Here is a 16,387-nt window from a genome sequence, read left to right as displayed (position 1 = left end):
CGGTAGCTAATTGCTGCTGCAAAGAAGCGATCGAACTTTCGCGTTCACTCAACTGCTGCTGTAAACTTTCGTAACTTGACTTGGCTACTGTTTCCTGCAATTGGCTTTCGAGATTTTGCTTTTCGGTAGCTAATTGCTGCTGCAAAGAAGCGATCGAACTTTCGCGTTCACTCAACTGCTGCTGTAAACTTTCGTAACTTTCTTGCAGCGGATTTGGCTTTACACTCACCGAGTCCGATAGAGTTTCTGCCGTTACAGCGTCATTAATTTCGCTTTCTTCGGCTGTTTCCCCTTGCAAGTCGGGGGCCTCTACCTGCGTTTCTTCACCTTTTTTCCAAGTGACAGTAACTTCCGTCTTGTCCTTAGAAATATCCAGAGCGCCTTGTGCCAAGCGTTCTAGGAGTTCCGACCTTGATATTCCTAGCTTTCGAGCGATCACGTTTAATCGATCGGCACTAGAAGAAGTCAGCGAAAGTCCGACTTTGACTTTACTTTCTGAATTGGAACTAACTACATTGCGATTTTTTTTGACCATTGGCATTTTCCTCATGCCAACCTACACTTATTAGTGTAGTGGCTGAAGCTTCTATTAAAATTAATTCTTGTTACTTACCAATTGTGCCAGCTTCCGTTCCCAATTGAACAAAAATCCTTGAATATACTCTTGCGTCCATTCCTCGCCGTAGAACCGCTTAAACATTCCCTGGGCCGAGTTTTTTTTCGGCACGATACCGCAGATAGCACAGTTGAGCTTGTCAGATACTATCTAACTTTGCGCCCGATGTCACCGATGCGGCGCGATCGACCAAATCCAAATCACCCGCCACATAGTCTTTGAACGCTGCAAAAACGCGAGTTTCCACAACTTCCGTTTCCTTGGCGCGAGTGCACAGAAACGGCCATGAGAAAAACTGCTTCGCTTCCTCTGGAAAGTGGCCATCCCAGGGAAGGTGCGGTTGATGAGCTTGAAAAATATGTTTGATGCCCAGTACACTTAGCCTGGTAGTGAGCGTCGCCGCCAAACAGAGGCTGCATATCCAGAGCAATTAAAAGGCCACCCGGCAGCGTTACAAAATCCGCCTCAAAAAACGGCAAATCAAAGTTAAGAGGCGGGAATATCACAAAATAGAGAACTTGCAAGCTGCTGCCGTCTTGAACGTGAGCCACCCCAAACGGCTGCCAATTCGGGGATGCAAAAGCCTAACTGGTAGTTACGATTTCCTGACTTCGTTTTTTTCCTGTGCCGACTGTAGCTTCCTTCAGTTCAAACCCTTGTGGAATCTGGTAATACTGTAAGTCTAACCAATTTTTAATTTTAGCGATCGCCGCATCTAAAAAAGGCTGATCAAGAATGATATCAACCTGTAGATTTGAGATTTTCCCTCCTAAATCTACAGGTTGATAGTAAAAAATCAAGTTTTTTTCTTGTCTATTTGAGATTTGAGATTTGAGATTTTACCTACTCAATCGAGAGGTTTCTAGTCATAACTAAATTTATTACGGCGAACTTGTTTTTTTGATAAATATATGTAAATTTAGTGGTTATCGCGAGTTCGCGGTTACAGCTAAAGGCACAGCATCTTCAAACAAAAATTTCTCAATAAATTTCTCAGTCAATTCGTGACCGAAATAACTGCTAAACAATCTCGAAGCCGGGTCTCTGTTGCGCTGTATCCGTAACATTGATAAATTGGGGATGGGCAGCGCGATCTGGCTAATCTAGGGGCGGGTTTAAGAGTTTAAGGGCAGCTACCAATGTCTGCTCGATCTTGTAAGCCCTTGTTTTACAGCGAAGCTTCCAAAGTCGCACCTGCAACCCGATGATCTCGATCTTTTGCCAAATAGCTCACAGCAGCGCGAGCTTGAGGATTGTCAAATTTGCTCAGCGCGCGAGCAACTCGCAGCCGAATTCCCCAGTAATCCGAACTTACTAGAGGTAATAATTGCTGCAATGCCTCTTCTTGCTTCTGGGTATTTGCCAGCAGACCAAATCCGTCAATTGCTACTTCCTGAACTGGTAAATCTTCCCCGCCAAGACCGATCGCACAAATTTCAAATATTGCATCAGCACACTGCATTTCGTACAGCGGAGCCATGATACTGCGGCGGACGAGCCAATTGTCATCGCGGCGAAAAGCTTCGACTAAATGAGAAATTGCCTCGGTTCCGAACCTTGACAAAGAGTTAGCGGCTTCTGCTCGCACGTTCGGATCGTGATCGAACTGCATCATTTTTAACAGCGCCGCAAAAGCTTCGGCAGTTTGAATCTGCCGCAATCCCATCGCCACGAACGATCGCACCATAAACTCGCGATCGTCCACTTTGCTCAGCAACATCGGCAGCGCCACCGCAGAATCGCACTTTCTCAGAGCCGTTACCCCCCGCAGCCTGTCTTGAGAATCCGAACTTTGCAGCGCTGCTTGGATTTCGCTAATTTCCATAAGCCAATTATATATTTTTGTTACGTTTCTTTACAATTTTAGCAATTATTCCCGGATTTTGGGCCGATTTAAAAAAAATTTACTGCTGAATAATAAATTTTGTGGGTATTGAAGCGAAGTTTTGTATTAGTAATGAAGGCAATCAGTCCCCTATTTATTTGAGGAGGCGGAGGCATCCTTTATTTTTTTAAATAGGTTTTAACAGCCGATTTTTTACCAGCAGCGGCTTGGGCGGAGTGCAGAAGAGAATCATTTTTAACCCCAATTTTCGGAGATAAAAGCGCAATTTAAAACCTAATTATCCCGCGCATAAAATCCCAAATGATTGGAAACTGGACGTTCTTGCATGGGGATTTTATTCTGAATCGGAGCATTCAACAGTTTCGCTCCTGACGGCGATGCTACTGCAAAAGTTACCGACCCGCCGCCATCTAAATTTAGCACTGTCTCGGCTCCCAACTGCATCGAAATATGAGTTATTTCGCTCAATTTCAGCCCTTCACTGTAAAGCCTCTGCTTGCCGTCTACCAGAATTAACCACAACTTGTCGCCTGTTTTGTCGATCGCCGCGACTGCACGGGGATAGGGTTTATCCTGTTTGCGTTCTTCCTGACTTTGTGCTACGGCTTGGCCATTTTTCACCAGCAAAGTATCTCCGGCAACTGCATAGGCTGTTCCCGCAGGACAAGTGCCGTTTTCGATTATTTGAGCGCGGTTTTTGGCATCAAAACAAAGGGCGGGAAAGTCTGGATTTGGTTCAGAATAAGCTTGGCTTTTGGCAATGGCGTGTCCGACATTATTTACTCGATCGCCACTGCGGGGATAGTAATCCCAAGGTGATTTCTCAATGCAGGGATAAAAAAAATTGCCGTTGACTGCTAATTGCAATTTAAATTCTTTCAGGAATTCAGTAGCGGTGCGGGCATTGGTTTCTGTTAAATCGGGTGTTGGGTTTCCGGGAGTGACAAAAATTCCTATTCCCGGCGCTTTTAGGTCGATGCTAACAATGTGAATTAGGGTGGGACGCGGATTAGTCCGAAATTCCTTGCGGTAGGCTATTCCTTGAAAGAGCGATCGGGCTTCGTTTGTTTGTTGGGGACGCAAAAAGTAGGGAATGTTGTAGAGTAGTATTGGTGCGAGCAATATTCCGAGACCGAGAATATGCCAAATTTGTTTGAGAGTGGGTCGATCAGTCATACCATTTTAGATTTGAGATGGGGGACGGGAACACTGACAGATTTATTATATATTTTCCAGCATCCTGTACTAATATGAAGTATTCGGATTCCAATAATTTTAGCAATCAAATTTTACGAAATCGATCGTTCCAAGGACAAGTTCTTAACGGTGCTGATTTCAGCGGTGCGGATGTTCGAGGCTGCAATTTTAGAAATGCTCAGTTAGCGGGTGCAAATTTTATCGGTGCGAAAATCGGGCTTTCTCGGCGACAGATGGCTGTTTTGAGTGCAGGGGCGATCGCGATTTGTTTGGTTGTGGGCGATGTTCTGACTCGACTGATTTTGGGAGCTCAAGGACAAATACCGGACTCTCGCAGTTGGTCTTTTGTCCTGTTGCTGTACGGGGTTTTGAGCGCTGCTGGTTTCGCTTCGGCGATCGCCAGCAAACAGCCAAAAACCTCAGCGGGTAAATTGGCACGAACAATTTCTGCTATTTTATCAGGAGCTTTGTTGGGATTTTTCTATGCGGGCACTGCAACTAATAATAATTCCCAGGCTGCTCTTGCTGGAATGGCGATCGGCGGGGTGTTAATGTTTTTTGTGAGTTCCCGGATTCGTAGCCAATTTGCACAGGTGGCGATCGCATCGGCTGGAAGTGTGGCGACTTACGCAGCGGCTTTTTTGTTCAGTGCAACGGCGAGCGCTTTTCTGAGCACTCACAAACTGTTTTGGGGTATGTGTTTCGGTTTGCTGTCGCTGCTGTATCTTTGGTTTGCGTTTGTGTCTTTCTCGGCTATTGTTCGAGAGATTGGAAATGCTGAGGGTACTTCCTTCACAGGGGCAAATCTCGCTGATGCTAAGTTCGATATAAATTACCTCAATCTAAAATCTAAAATTTAAAATCTAAAATTCCCTGACTGATATTCAAACAGCAATTGAGCCAGCAGAAAGCGACGCTTTGCTGCAAACGGTGAGGGAGCAAATGGCCCTAGAAAATTTCAATCCCAAGGACAGCGAACTGCTCAAAAAGATGGTCAAATGTATGGGAGATTCGCAGGGAATGGTGAGGCTAAGTTTAGCCGAAACTCTCGGCTCAATTGGCAAACCTGCAACTTTTTTTTGCTGGAAGCTCTAGCACATCACCTCAACCCTGTCGTGCGTAGAGGCTCTGCTAAAACGCTGACTGTAATTTGCGAGGATCTCGCCCGAACCACGAAGAGTGGGATTAAAGATAAAGCCTGCGGTTTCCAACCGCGCCTAAACAGACAAAACCCACTTGGAGTGCGTTAAAGAATTTTTACTCTATCGAATCTTGACGTTTTCCTATCAAAATGATAGTATAAAATAGTAGCTCGATAAAAGATCTGAAAGATATGGACAACAAAAAAACAGATAAAAGAAAAACAAATGCACCTAATTTCCATTCAGAACCTCCGTAAAGATGCTGCCCAGTATCCCGATGTCAAAACTGAAATTGATACCTTGCATAAAAAATTCAAGAATGCAAAATGGCCGAATTTGGAGGAGGTTCGCCAGGAGTTCCGGGATGCCGAAGCAGTAGGAGACTTGACAGTCTTTAATATCAAAGGCAACAAGTATCGCCTGATAGTCGGCATCAACTACGAGGATAAAACTATTTTCTACAAATATTTCCTAACCCACGCTGAATACGACAAAGACAAATGGAAAAATGATCGTTACTTTTGATGAAGCCACTTATAGCAACTTGCTTGCAGAAATCGCTCCTAGGGCGATCGAAACCCAAGAGGAATACGATCGCCTCCTGGCAGTGGCAGAACGGCTAACGTTCGCTAAAAACCGCACTCCAGAGGAGAGAGCTTTATACAAGTTGTTAGTAACGCTGATTGAAGTTTATGAGACAGAAAATTATCCGATCGAATCGGAGCCTCATGAGATTTTGCAACACATCATGGAATCCAGCGGCACCCGTCAAGCGGACTTGGTAGGTATCATTGGATCGAGCGGTGTGGTGTCTGAGGTTGTTAATGGGAAAAGAGCGATTAGCAAGGCACAAGCTAAGGCACTAGGCGATTATTTTAAAATCTCACCTAGCTTGTTTATTTAATTGGGAAATAGGGCATTGTGAATAGGGCATGGGTTATTTGTGATTAGAAAAACTACTAACCAGTAACCACTAACTATTACCCATGCCCGATGCCCGATGCCCATGCCAGAGGCATCTGACCCTTGGGCGTTGCGGAATTAAGGTATGATTAGTTCAAAGATAAATTTGGAAAAAACAATTAAGTGACGCTCTTAGACCATATCACTGGCGATTGGTGTAGGAGCGTCACTATGGTTTTCTACTATTGGCCTTATATCGCGGCGTTTATTGTCGGCCCGATCGCCCATAATTTACACTCAAAAATATAAAAGCGAGATCCCTTGGTTTTTCTAAAAGAATTCAAGGGATCTCGCTCTAATCAAAGTATTTATCTCATATTTTCAGAGATTTTGTTTGCAAGCTGTTTTTTTTGCCTAAACAGCTTGTTTAACGGAGAGGGAGGGATTCGAACCCTCGTTAAGTTGCCCTAAACACACTTTCCAGGCGTGCGCCTTCAACCGCTCGGCCACCTCTCCAGGGCTAAATTCATTCATTTAGCCACAGCTAAACTATATTAGCAGAACAAATCTGATTTGGGAAGGGGTAACGGCATAAATTTGCTGTTTAATATGGGTAGGGTGTGAAACGGGCAGGCTTGGGTTCTCCTCCCGGGGTCGCAAACCCATTCATTTCAAGGATCTTGCCCCGCCAACCCCAATCTAAAATCTAAAATCTAAAATCTAAAATTCCATGACTAACTCTTACACAATTAAAATTCATAACAGACAGACAGGCGATCGCCACACCGTGCGAGTACCCGAAGACCGCTACATCCTCCAAAGCGCCGAAAACCAAGGAGTAGAATTGCCCTTTTCCTGCCGCAACGGCGCTTGTACCGCCTGTGCGGTGCGCGTCAAGTCGGGGGAACTCCACCAGCCAGAAGCAATGGGGCTTTCGGTGGAACTGCAAAAAGAGGGTTATGCCCTGCTGTGCGTCAGCTATCCCCGTTCCAACATCGAGGTAGAGACGCAAGACGAAGACGAAGTGTACGAACTGCAATTCGGTCGTTACTTCGGCAAAGGTAAAGTTAGAGCCGGTTTGCCGTTGGATGAAGAATAAGGCAATTTGATAAATTATCAACTACCAATTATCCATGCTTTATCGGTTATGTGCGATCGCCCTTAGTCTGTTGTTAGCTAGCTGCCAAAAACCAGAAATGCCCCAAGGTACGATCGCCAAAGTAGAAAGGGCCATCAGCGGCCAAACAATCGAAGTTATCAGTACAGCCGACAAAATAGCCTTATTAGAACAAATCAGGCTGATTGGTATTGATGCGCCGGATTTAAAACAGCAGCCTTGGGGAGAAGCAGCCAAACAAAGACTAGAACAGCTAATTGGGGGAAAACAGGTATTGTTAGAATCCGACATCCAAGAGAAAGACCAGTTCGATCGCAAACTAGCCTACTTGTGGCAAGATAAAAATTTGCTCAACGAACAGCTAGTCAAAGAAGGTTATGCCCTGGCATCAGTGCGATCGCCCAACACAAAATACCAGCAGCGACTCATCAACGCTCAAGAATGGGCGAGACTCATGGGTAAAGGTCTGTGGAATCCAGAACGAGCTTTGCGCCAAACTCCCGCAGAATTTCGCCAGCAAAATCGGAAATAATCATGAGTCATTAGTCATTAGTCATTAGTCAAGGCCTAAAAACTCCTCAGTTATACCTAACAACTAATGAGCAATGATTTTATTTTTCCCTCTTCCCTCTTCTTTCTTCCTTCTTCCTTCTTCCTTCTTCCCTCTTCCCTCTTCCTTCTTCCTTCTTCCCTCTTCCTTCTTCCCTCTTCCTTCGTGTCCTTCGCGTCTTCGCGGTTCCTACTTCCCTCTTCCTAATGACTGACAATCAACTGCAAAACTTCTTAGAAATAGCCACCGAAGCAGCCCTAGCCGCCGGTTCCGTCCTGCAATCTTTCTGCGGAAAATTAGAAAAAATTCAAGAAAAAGGTCGATCGGGCGATTTAGTCACAGAAGCCGACAAAGCCTCAGAAGCGGTTATCTTAGAAATTCTCGGCCGGCACGTACCCGATCACGCCATCCTCGCCGAAGAATCCGGCAAATTAGGGGATGCCAGCAGCAAATACCTGTGGGCGATCGACCCTTTGGACGGCACAACAAATTATGCTCACCAATATCCTTTTTGGGCCGTGTCAATCGGACTTTTAATTGACGGAATACCACAAATTGGAGTAATTTACGACCCTTTTCATAACGAATTGTTTCGGGCAGGCAAAGGATTGGGAGCAACCTGCAACCGTTCGCCGATCGAAGTTTCCCAAATCTCAGAATTGAGAACCAGCTTGCTAGTCACTGGCTTTGCATACGATCGGCGCGAAACAGCAGACAATAACTATGCCGAATTCTGTCACCTTACCCACCTCACCCAAGGCGTGCGCCGCAGCGGTTCCGCATCCCTAGACCTCGCACACCTCGCGATGGGGCGATCGGACGGATATTGGGAACGGGGACTCGCCCCTTGGGACGTAGCAGCAGGTGTAGTCATCGTCTCCGAAGCCGGAGGTCAAATTACAGCTTATGACGGTAGTGCCTTTGAGATGAACTCGGGCCGGATTTTGGCCACAAACGGCAAAATACACGCCGAACTCAGCGGCGCACTGCTAGCCGTTCCTCCCTTATCTTCTTGGAAGTAGCGCCCCCCAGCAATAGATCGGGGGTAGTACGGGGGTCACAACCCCTTGACTCAAGCTACATTAAAGAATAGTGAAAAGCCAGGAAAGGAAGAGTAAAAGTTATGTCTTTTGAAATGACAAAAGGGCTGTTCAAGTATGACTTTACGGATCAGCACGCAATTTTGGGAATTCCCTTAGACGCCGAGTTTAACGACATCCGCAAGCGCTACATGAAAATCGCCCGCCGCTTGCATTCGGATACTTGCTCTTTTGAAAGCCAAGCCGATAAAGATTGGGCTAACCAATTTTTGTCAAAAGTAGTCAATCCGGCTTACAACAAATTCTCCAAGGAAAGCGATCGCAAAGAATACAGCCTGCTATTAGCAGCCATCGGCAAGCGCGTCGTTAAAGAACAGGCGAAAATGCAAATTGAAAGCGAAGCAGCCAAACAGTTAGCTACCGCTCAAAATTGGGAAGAAGCTTACAAAACAGCAGTTAGCAAACTCGCTCTCAAGCAGTACGAATCAGTTAAGGAAACGCAAGAGGCGATCAATCAAATTAGCGAACTTAACATGGTTTACCTGCTGCGAAAAGAGCGCCTTGGTGGTGTTGGGGTTGCACCCGCTTCACCCATAAAAGATGCAACCCCAATAAAAGATGAAACCCCACCCCCACCCCCACCCCCAACCCCAAACCCAACTCGAACCACAACCCCAGACTCGCAGACCGAAGCCTATTGCCGCCGAGCTCAAGGATTCATGGACAGCAAAAGTTACGCCAAAGCAATTTTAGAGTTGAAAGAAGCGGTGAAACGCGATCCGAAACACAGCAAGGCTCACGCTATGTTAGCAATGTGTTACGTTGAACAAAATCAAGCCACAATGGCAAAAATTGAGATGAACAAAGCTTTGGCATCAAATCCTGAAGAACCGACGGCTTTGGAGGTTAAGAAAAAGCTGGAACAAGCTTCCGCAAAGACCAAAAAAGGTGATGATAAACCAGGATTTTTTGCAAGTTTGTTTGGCGGGAAGAAGAAGTGAGAAGTTGTGAGTTGTGAGTCAGGAATATTTAGAAATTGGTAAACTGCTCAGCAGTGAAGTGATCTCGCTCTAAACAATCAAGACTGGGTGAGATCACATCCGATCGCAGTCGGAATTATACCGTCAGTATGAGCGTCCCGGGATCGTGGGTGATCCAGAAAGAGCGGGACGCTTGCACTGACGGGGAAAATGATTATTCCCATGCAAACCAAAACGCTATCACGCCTTAATTTGTTAAAGTCGAAGGTTAAGCTTGCCTGATTCGACTTTAACCGCGTTCCCTAAAGCTAAGCTTCTAAGCCCAATCTAAAATCTAAAATCTAAAATCTAAAATTGATATGACACCTTAATTTGTTAAAGTCGAATGTTAAGCTTGCCTGGTTCGACTTTAACACCGTCCATAAAGCTAAGCTTCTGGGCCCAATCTAAAATCTAAAGTCTAAAATCTAAAATTGATATGGTTCACCAACCCCCATCCGGTGCAAGAGATTTATTGCCCCTTGACGTTGCTCAAAAAATTTCGATCGAACGGCGCTTACAGCAGGTTTTTCACCGCTGGGGCTACCACCGGATTATTACTTCTACTCTAGAAAGGCTGGAGACATTGATGGCTGGGGGCGCGATCGACCGATCGACCTTAATTCAACTGCAAGACGCCGAGGATGGAGAACTTGGTTTGCGGCCGGAATTGACAGCTTCGATCGCCCGGGCGGCTGCAATGCGGATGGCCGGGACTCGCTGGCAGCCTCAGCGCCTCTACTACAACGCTAACGTGTTCCGCAAAGGCCCAGATACTGGCTCAGGCGGGCAACAGGAGTTCTATCAAGCTGGGGTAGAGCTGCTCGGCGCGGGAGGGGCGGTTGCGGATGCGGAAGTGCTGCTGCTGCTGTCTGAGTGCTTGCAGAGCTTGGAAATTGATGACTGGCATTTGGTTTTGGGAGAAGCAGGCTTGACTGCAACATTGCTAGAACCGTTTCCGCCAAACGTGCGCCAAAAAGTTCGGGGGGCGATCGCCAATCTCGATCGAATTGCCTTGGAAACTTTGCCGCTGTCAACCGAATTGCGAGAAAGAGCTCTGCTGTTATTTGACTTGCGCGGCCGGCCAGAAGAGGTGTTGCCAATTGTTGCCAAGCTGGATTTAGATTTGCCGCAGCAAGCCGCGTTAAACAATCTCAAATCGGCGATCGAATTGCTGCACCAATGTCAGTCAAAAATTCCCAATCTCAAATCTCACATTCACCTCGATTTGAGTTTAATTCAAACATTTGACTACTACACTGGAATTGTGTTTGAAGTTGTCAGCAGCAGCAAGACAGGACAGCGAGTTTTAGGACAAGGGGGACGCTACGACCAACTGTTGGGACTGTTCGATCCCCAAGGGCAAAATTCCCCCGGCATCGGGTTTTGTCTGAATATTGAAGATTTGCATCAAGTGTTGCTGACAGAGGGGCAATTGCCCACCCAGACGCCAGCTAGCGACTGGTTGGTGGTGGCTCAAACTCCTGAAGCTAGTGCCGCCGCGTTTGCTTACGCTCGCAAACTCCGAGACTCTACTCACCTAGTTCGGGTGGAAATAGATTTGGAGAGTCGGGAGACAGCAGAGTCGGCGCGGGAATACGCGCGCGATCGACGAATTGCTCAAATTGCTTGGGTAAATGCCGAAGGATTGCCAACAATTGAAACGGTAAATTAGGCTAATTGGTAATTGGTAATTAGTAGTTGGTAATTGGTTAAAAATCACCCGATATGATATTATGTATCCTGCTGATTCAGAGAAGGTTTTGCCAATTACTAATTGCTAATTCCCTATCTACCTAAAATGTTTTGAGAGAACACTATGGCACACACTATTGTTACGAATATTTGCGAGGGAATTGCTGATTGCGTTGGCGCTTGTCCGGTTGCTTGCATTCATCCCGGCCCTGGCAAAAATGTCAAGGGTACTGATTGGTTTTGGATTGATTTTGATACCTGCATTGACTGTGGCATTTGTTTGCAGGTGTGTCCTGTCGAAGGTGCGATCGTTCCCGATGAACGCCCTGAGTTGCAGCAAACTCCCTCTTAATTGCAACTTGATTGCTATTGAGGGTTAAATAGCTACATTAACTAAGGGGTAAGGTGCGCGACCCGGCGCACCCTACAGTAACTTTTTTATGAACCGCAGAGGGCGCAGAGGACACAGAGAAGAGGAGGGAGAAATAGTGGAAAAATCTAACGTTTAGATATCTAAGTGCAGGTAATTAATGAGGTTACTTTGGTGAGTTCTTTCTCTTCCCTTATCTTGTCTTCCTACCCTTCGGGAACGGCTTCGCCGAACGTGTCCTTCGCGTCTTCGCGGTTCGTTTAAAAAAAAGCCCGATCGCACTTTACAAAAAAAACTACAAAAAAATCTACACTAAAATCCTATGCAGCCGATCGCACTTTCCGACTCTCATATTTTATCCATGCGTACCCACGCCGAAAGCGCTTATCCTGAAGAATGCTGCGGTTTGTTGCTCGGTCGAGTTACTGGCGGTGTTAAAACTTTGGTAGAAGTTTGGCCGACTGACAATGCTTGGAGTTCTGAGGCTGAGGAGAATTGGCCTGAACAAAAAGGATTGACAGAAAGACGCAGATATGCTATTAAGCCCGAAGATATGTTGCGGGCGATGAAACATGGGCGCGATCGCACTCTGGATATTATCGGCATATATCATTCTCACACGGATTGTCCGGCAGTGCCCTCAGAGTGCGATCGGACATTGGCGTGGGCCGAATACTCTTACATCATTGTGTCCGTCCGACAAGGCTGTTCAGAAGACCTCCGCAGTTGGAGTCTTGACGGAGAGGGGAACTTTCAAGCAGAGGAAATTCTCGCACAGGAACCGACTGAGATTAAGAAATAATTAGTAAAAATAACAAACAGGTAAAAAGGCGAAAGATTCAGATAGGATATAATTCAAAATCTGCGCTACACACAATATCATGCTAAATCCTAATCTGGATGAGATCCAGCTCAACAAACAAGAATACGAACGCTACTCTCGCCACCTGATCCTCCCAGAAGTTGGATTGGAAGGGCAGAAGCGTCTCAAAGCTGCCAGCGTGCTCTGCATCGGTACGGGAGGTCTCGGTTCGCCGCTGCTGCTGTATTTAGCCGCCGCCGGTGTTGGTCGCATTGGGATTGTAGACTTTGATGTTGTAGACCATTCCAACTTGCAGCGGCAGGTAATTCACGGCACTTCTTGGGTTGGGAAACCGAAGATTGAGTCGGCTAAAAATCGGATTTTAGAAATTAATCCTTTTTGTCAAGTTGATTTGTACGAAACTCGCGTTAGTTCGGAAAATGCGATCGACATTGCCACTCCTTACGATATCATTATCGACGGCACGGACAACTTCCCGACTCGGTATTTGATGAACGACGTTTGCGTGCTTTTAAACAAGCCCAACGTCTACGGTTCCATCTTCCGATTTGAAGGGCAAGCAACAGTTTTCAACTACGAAGGCGGCCCGAATTACCGCGATTTGTACCCAGAACCCCCGCCTCCTGGGATGGTTCCTTCTTGTGCAGAAGGCGGCGTTTTAGGCGTTTTGTGCGGAGTTGTCGGTTCTATCCAAGCAACGGAAGCTATCAAAATTATCTTGGGTCAAGGCACTACTTTGAGCGGCAGACTGTTGCTTTACAATGCCTTAGATATGACGTTCCGACAATTGAAACTGCGGCCGAATCCTGTGCGTCCGGTAATTGAAAAGTTAATCGATTACGAAGAATTCTGCGGCATTCCTCAATCAAAAGCGCAGGAAGCAAGTCAGCAAACGCAAATTCCTGAGATGACTGTCGCAGAACTTAAAGAGTTAATCGACAGCGGTGCGAAGGATTTTGTATTGTTGGATGTTCGGAATCCCAACGAGTATCAAATTTGTCAAATTCCTGGGTCGGTTTTGGTTCCTTTGCCGGATATCGAACACGGCGCAGGTGTCGCCAAGGTCAAGGAATTGTTGAACGGCCACCGCTTGATTGCACACTGCAAAATGGGCGGACGTTCTGCGAAGGCTTTGGGGATTTTGAAGGAAGCTGGAATTGAGGGGATTAATGTTAAGGGCGGGATTACTGCTTGGAGTGAAGAAGTAGACCCATCTGTACCTCAATATTAAGGTTAATCTTTTTCTGGGGCGGGTGATTTGCCCGCCCGGAACCGGGATTATTGGGGTGGCAACTGTTTATTTCTATTTAGTAGATTCTTGAACTTACCTAGTAGATTCTTGGAATTGGCACTCAACATAACCACACCCCAAACTAGAGCCCCGGCCCCGATACTAATCAACAATACGAAGGCAAAAGAATTAATTCCCACCTTCAGGAAAGGCAAAGGCAAAGCAACAATTTGATTCGGCGGGTCTTGTTTAATTAAATAAGGAGAACTTCCAGCCACTACCCCGGCTACTCCCAAACCAAAGCCGACAGCTTGAATCGTTACCTCTAGTTTGGCATTCCGATAAGCTTCTTCGATCGCCACAATAGCTCGAATTGCCTCGGTTGCTTGGTCTAGCAAGCCCGAACCGTGTTTGAAATAGCCTAAATCTGCTTGAATCTGCCTTTGAAACTGCGGGCAAGTTTCTTTACTAAATGCTGCGAGGAAACTTAAATCTGCATCACTATCATTGTACTTTTTAGCTGCTTTGATGTGAAAACTTATTTCATTTAATTTATTATGGTAATTTTGGGCGTTAATGGCGATCGTATTTTCCCGAACCTGCAAATCACTCAGCAACCGGGCATACTTCACAGCCCGCAGCGGCATCTCAATCATCAGACGTTTGAGATATTCTAATTCCTGCTGCTTTAAACCAGCACCTTTAGATCCCCGCTGCGGAGATTGTTCCCGCTGCAAATACTTAAAAGTATTGTCAATATCCAGTTCAATTTGTGTGTATTCCTCGCGAGTCACCAGGTAAAGCTTGCGGCTATCGTGATAAGCGCGAAGAATCTTATTTCGGTACAAAAACAAATCCATAAAATCACTGTACCGCGTCTCATCCCAGATTTCATCAGTTGCGGAAGTGTTGAAAAACCAGATAATAACGTGACAGTAACTCTCGGGCTGACTCGGATTGCCGTACTCCAAAATCGGACTGCCGAACAATTCGCCTTGACGGTAAAAATCCGGCAGATTTTCACCGCAAATCAACTTTTCCAGACACTGTTTGCCTAAATTTTTGAGAAACTGCGAATCTTCCCGCGCCGCCTGATTTTGTTCGATACTCAGCCAAGCCGTAAGCAGCAGAGTTTGCCCGAAATAACTCTGCACAAAATCCGGCAGCAAGCAGTTATCGGGATTAAACTCCTGGAAGATGCTAACATCGACAGCAGGTGTTTTAATGCTGTTAAGTTTTTCAGGAACAAAAAATTTTAAACCCAGGGCATAGCTGTCATCAATTCGCAGCGGTTGGGCAAAACCCTTGACAGGAATTTGCTGATTGTCAACCGAAAGATTCTTATCAAAGGGTAGAGAATTGCGGTTGCCAACAACTTGTTTATTAATCAGGTTAACTCGGAAGCCGACAGGTTCTTCTTTTTTGTGCAAATAGCTGTCATTAAATTTTGTACTGACTGCTAATTTAGTTTGCAAAATCTCATCGCACTTCTGCCACAAACTGGCGAATTCCACAGGGGAATTAGACTCTGAGTCTAGGGCGTTGCAGAGGTGAAAGGCAAATAAATAGACGTTGGGGGCATAGATTTTGCTAGTTGGAGTCATTGCTGGTATTTGATTGATTATTTGCTGCGATTTGTTGATTTTTTTTGTAGCTATCTTCAATGCTGGTACGCAGAGTTTGAGTGATATTGGTTAGTGGCGGTGTTGTACTTGGGGTGGGTTCGCCCGCATCGTCGAAATCTTTTCCCAGACAATCTCTTAATTGTTCTCCCAATCCATTCTTGCCACACCACTTGCTGATAGTAAAAGCAATGGGAAACAATTCATCATCTGCGGATTCTGCTATTTCTTCCTCTAATTGGGGTAATCTTTTCCAGGCTGTCGGCGTGAAGATACTCGGATTTTCGTGCAGCCATTTGAGAAAGATAGCGATCACTTTTTCAGGTTCCATTGTAATTACTCCCGTGATTTAAAAATATAATTTTGTAGGGGTGGGTTTCACCAACAATAAATGCCTGAAATCGACAATCTCTCAAACCCGCCCCCACCCAACGAAAAATCATCACCTACATTTTAACATTTGATGCAAATTTCAGGTTGATGTGGGTTATTGGTGGGGCGGGGCGGGTTTATCTAGATTGTTGGTAATCGTTATATATTGTTGGTAAAACCCGCCCCTACAAAATCCTGATGGCACACCTAACTTAATATCCCGTCGCACAGAATGCCGCCCAATATTTCGGATCGCGGAACGGCTGTTCCTCACTCGAACACACTAACCATAATTCCACACTTTGTCTAGACTTTTCATCTAAATTTAACAATCCTACCCAAACTCGAAAATCCTCCATACTCACCCCGCGCATCCAGTTTTGTGCCGCATTCAAAGCGACTGCTACTGAATCTGCATCCGGCAATTCTTGATAAAATTTAATCATCAAAATTGCGGTGGCAAAATCATCGACAGCCCACAGACTGCTGACAACATTCATGCTACCCGCATACAAAAAACCGCTGGGTAAACCAATGTATTCATCGGTCATTGCGGTTGAGTCGGTTAACCCGGTTTCGCAGGCGGAAAGTGTGACGAGACTGCACTGCGGTAACTGCAAATCGGCAAAGATTTCTCGCAGGGTGAGGCATCTTTCTGGGATGGCTTTTCTGCCGCTGCGTAGGGTGACATAGCGCTGTTTTTCATCGGGCTGATTTGACTCTGGGGGCGGGGGTGAGGTTTGCGGTTCCAGGGAATCGGCTAAGACTCAATACGGTTCAGTTAAGGCTCAAATAGTGGTAAATTAGGTATGGTGTCCAAAAATGGAGAGCAAGTAAGGTGCAT

The 16,387-nt window shown here is 45.9% G+C and carries 21 protein-coding genes, 1 tRNA gene and 1 pseudogene; 12 read left to right on the top strand and 11 right to left on the bottom strand.

Annotated elements, in window-relative coordinates:
* The 7 genes and pseudogenes from QUA47_RS27155 to QUA47_RS27125 form a co-directional block, all read right to left on the bottom strand.
* A partial coding sequence (locus QUA47_RS27155; protein ID WP_333433052.1) for a ribbon-helix-helix protein, CopG family occupies positions 1-535 on the bottom strand: 535 nt, incomplete at its 3' end.
* Positions 536-755: 220 nt separating this feature from the next.
* Complete coding sequence (locus QUA47_RS27150; protein WP_333433051.1) at positions 756-1,022, bottom strand: hypothetical protein; 267 nt, start codon at positions 1,020-1,022, stop codon at positions 756-758.
* A 28-nt stretch (positions 1,023-1,050) separates the two neighbouring features.
* A pseudogene (locus tag QUA47_RS27145) lies at positions 1,051-1,167 on the bottom strand (phycoerythrobilin:ferredoxin oxidoreductase); the annotation flags it as partial.
* A gap of 33 nt (positions 1,168-1,200) precedes the next feature.
* Positions 1,201-1,416, bottom strand: a complete 216-nt coding sequence (locus QUA47_RS27140; RefSeq protein ID WP_333433050.1) for a hypothetical protein — start codon at positions 1,414-1,416, stop codon at positions 1,201-1,203.
* 126 nt (positions 1,417-1,542) lie between these two features.
* Positions 1,543-1,683, bottom strand: a complete 141-nt coding sequence (locus QUA47_RS27135) for a hypothetical protein (RefSeq protein ID WP_333433049.1) — start codon at positions 1,681-1,683, stop codon at positions 1,543-1,545.
* 101 nt (positions 1,684-1,784) lie between these two features.
* Complete coding sequence (locus QUA47_RS27130) at positions 1,785-2,441, bottom strand: HEAT repeat domain-containing protein (protein WP_333433048.1); 657 nt, start codon at positions 2,439-2,441, stop codon at positions 1,785-1,787.
* A gap of 294 nt (positions 2,442-2,735) precedes the next feature.
* A complete protein-coding gene (locus QUA47_RS27125; protein WP_333433047.1) occupies positions 2,736-3,638 on the bottom strand; it encodes a phosphodiester glycosidase family protein in 903 nt (300 codons plus the stop codon).
* Positions 3,639-3,712: 74 nt separating this feature from the next.
* On the opposite strand from QUA47_RS27125, the gene QUA47_RS27120 reads away from it, so the two are divergent.
* The 4 genes from QUA47_RS27120 to QUA47_RS27105 all read left to right on the top strand — a co-directional run bounded on the left by QUA47_RS27120 (position 3,713) and on the right by QUA47_RS27105 (position 5,705).
* On the top strand, positions 3,713-4,519 hold the full coding sequence (locus QUA47_RS27120; RefSeq protein ID WP_333433046.1) for a pentapeptide repeat-containing protein: 807 nt from the start codon (positions 3,713-3,715) through the stop codon (positions 4,517-4,519).
* A gap of 82 nt (positions 4,520-4,601) precedes the next feature.
* Positions 4,602-4,754, top strand: a complete 153-nt coding sequence (locus QUA47_RS27115; protein ID WP_333433045.1) for a hypothetical protein — start codon at positions 4,602-4,604, stop codon at positions 4,752-4,754.
* Positions 4,755-5,026: 272 nt separating this feature from the next.
* Entirely contained in the window at positions 5,027-5,326 is a 300-nt protein-coding gene (locus QUA47_RS27110) for a type II toxin-antitoxin system HigB family toxin (protein ID WP_333433044.1), read from the top strand.
* The gene (locus QUA47_RS27105) at positions 5,310-5,705 is read left to right on the top strand and encodes a transcriptional regulator (protein ID WP_333433043.1); all 396 of its coding nucleotides are present in this window, start codon (positions 5,310-5,312) and stop codon (positions 5,703-5,705) included. The genes QUA47_RS27110 and QUA47_RS27105 overlap by 17 nt, the downstream gene beginning before the upstream one ends.
* Before the next feature lie 430 nt (positions 5,706-6,135).
* Here the strand turns inward: QUA47_RS27105 and QUA47_RS27100 are convergent.
* Positions 6,136-6,220, bottom strand: a tRNA-Ser gene (locus QUA47_RS27100).
* Between the two features lie 214 nt (positions 6,221-6,434).
* Between QUA47_RS27100 and QUA47_RS27095 the strand changes: the two genes are divergently transcribed.
* From QUA47_RS27095 to moeB, 8 genes are all read left to right on the top strand, one after another.
* Positions 6,435-6,803: a 2Fe-2S iron-sulfur cluster-binding protein gene (locus QUA47_RS27095; RefSeq protein WP_333282553.1), complete on the top strand. Its 369-nt coding sequence runs from the start codon at positions 6,435-6,437 to the stop codon at positions 6,801-6,803.
* A 34-nt stretch (positions 6,804-6,837) separates the two neighbouring features.
* Complete coding sequence (locus QUA47_RS27090; protein WP_333433042.1) at positions 6,838-7,353, top strand: thermonuclease family protein; 516 nt, start codon at positions 6,838-6,840, stop codon at positions 7,351-7,353.
* A gap of 224 nt (positions 7,354-7,577) precedes the next feature.
* Positions 7,578-8,393: an inositol monophosphatase family protein gene (locus tag QUA47_RS27085; RefSeq protein ID WP_333433041.1), complete on the top strand. Its 816-nt coding sequence runs from the start codon at positions 7,578-7,580 to the stop codon at positions 8,391-8,393.
* Positions 8,394-8,494: 101 nt separating this feature from the next.
* Positions 8,495-9,412: a tetratricopeptide repeat protein gene (locus QUA47_RS27080; protein WP_333433040.1), complete on the top strand. Its 918-nt coding sequence runs from the start codon at positions 8,495-8,497 to the stop codon at positions 9,410-9,412.
* 457 nt (positions 9,413-9,869) lie between these two features.
* Positions 9,870-11,105, top strand: a complete 1,236-nt coding sequence (locus QUA47_RS27075) for an ATP phosphoribosyltransferase regulatory subunit (protein ID WP_333433039.1) — start codon at positions 9,870-9,872, stop codon at positions 11,103-11,105.
* A gap of 144 nt (positions 11,106-11,249) precedes the next feature.
* Positions 11,250-11,477, top strand: a complete 228-nt coding sequence (locus QUA47_RS27070; protein ID WP_006635695.1) for an indolepyruvate ferredoxin oxidoreductase subunit alpha — start codon at positions 11,250-11,252, stop codon at positions 11,475-11,477.
* Between the two features lie 340 nt (positions 11,478-11,817).
* Complete coding sequence (locus QUA47_RS27065; RefSeq protein ID WP_333433038.1) at positions 11,818-12,297, top strand: M67 family metallopeptidase; 480 nt, start codon at positions 11,818-11,820, stop codon at positions 12,295-12,297.
* 79 nt (positions 12,298-12,376) lie between these two features.
* Entirely contained in the window at positions 12,377-13,549 is a 1,173-nt protein-coding gene (moeB, locus tag QUA47_RS27060) for a molybdopterin-synthase adenylyltransferase MoeB (RefSeq protein WP_006635692.1), read from the top strand.
* A 47-nt stretch (positions 13,550-13,596) separates the two neighbouring features.
* Here moeB and QUA47_RS27055 read toward each other — a convergent pair whose 3' ends face one another.
* The 3 genes from QUA47_RS27055 to QUA47_RS27045 form a co-directional block, all read right to left on the bottom strand.
* Entirely contained in the window at positions 13,597-15,153 is a 1,557-nt protein-coding gene (locus QUA47_RS27055) for a hypothetical protein (protein ID WP_333433037.1), read from the bottom strand.
* Positions 15,140-15,502, bottom strand: a complete 363-nt coding sequence (locus QUA47_RS27050) for a hypothetical protein (RefSeq protein ID WP_333433036.1) — start codon at positions 15,500-15,502, stop codon at positions 15,140-15,142. The genes QUA47_RS27055 and QUA47_RS27050 overlap by 14 nt, the downstream gene beginning before the upstream one ends.
* Before the next feature lie 253 nt (positions 15,503-15,755).
* The gene (locus QUA47_RS27045) at positions 15,756-16,295 is read right to left on the bottom strand and encodes a CHAT domain-containing protein (protein ID WP_333433053.1); all 540 of its coding nucleotides are present in this window, start codon (positions 16,293-16,295) and stop codon (positions 15,756-15,758) included.
* Between the last annotated feature and the right edge of the window lie 92 nt (positions 16,296-16,387).

This window comes from Microcoleus sp. MON2_D5 (assembly GCF_036701905.1).
Classification (GTDB): Bacteria; Cyanobacteriota; Cyanobacteriia; order Cyanobacteriales; family Microcoleaceae; genus Microcoleus.
This window is presented reverse-complemented; position numbering and strand designations above follow the sequence as displayed.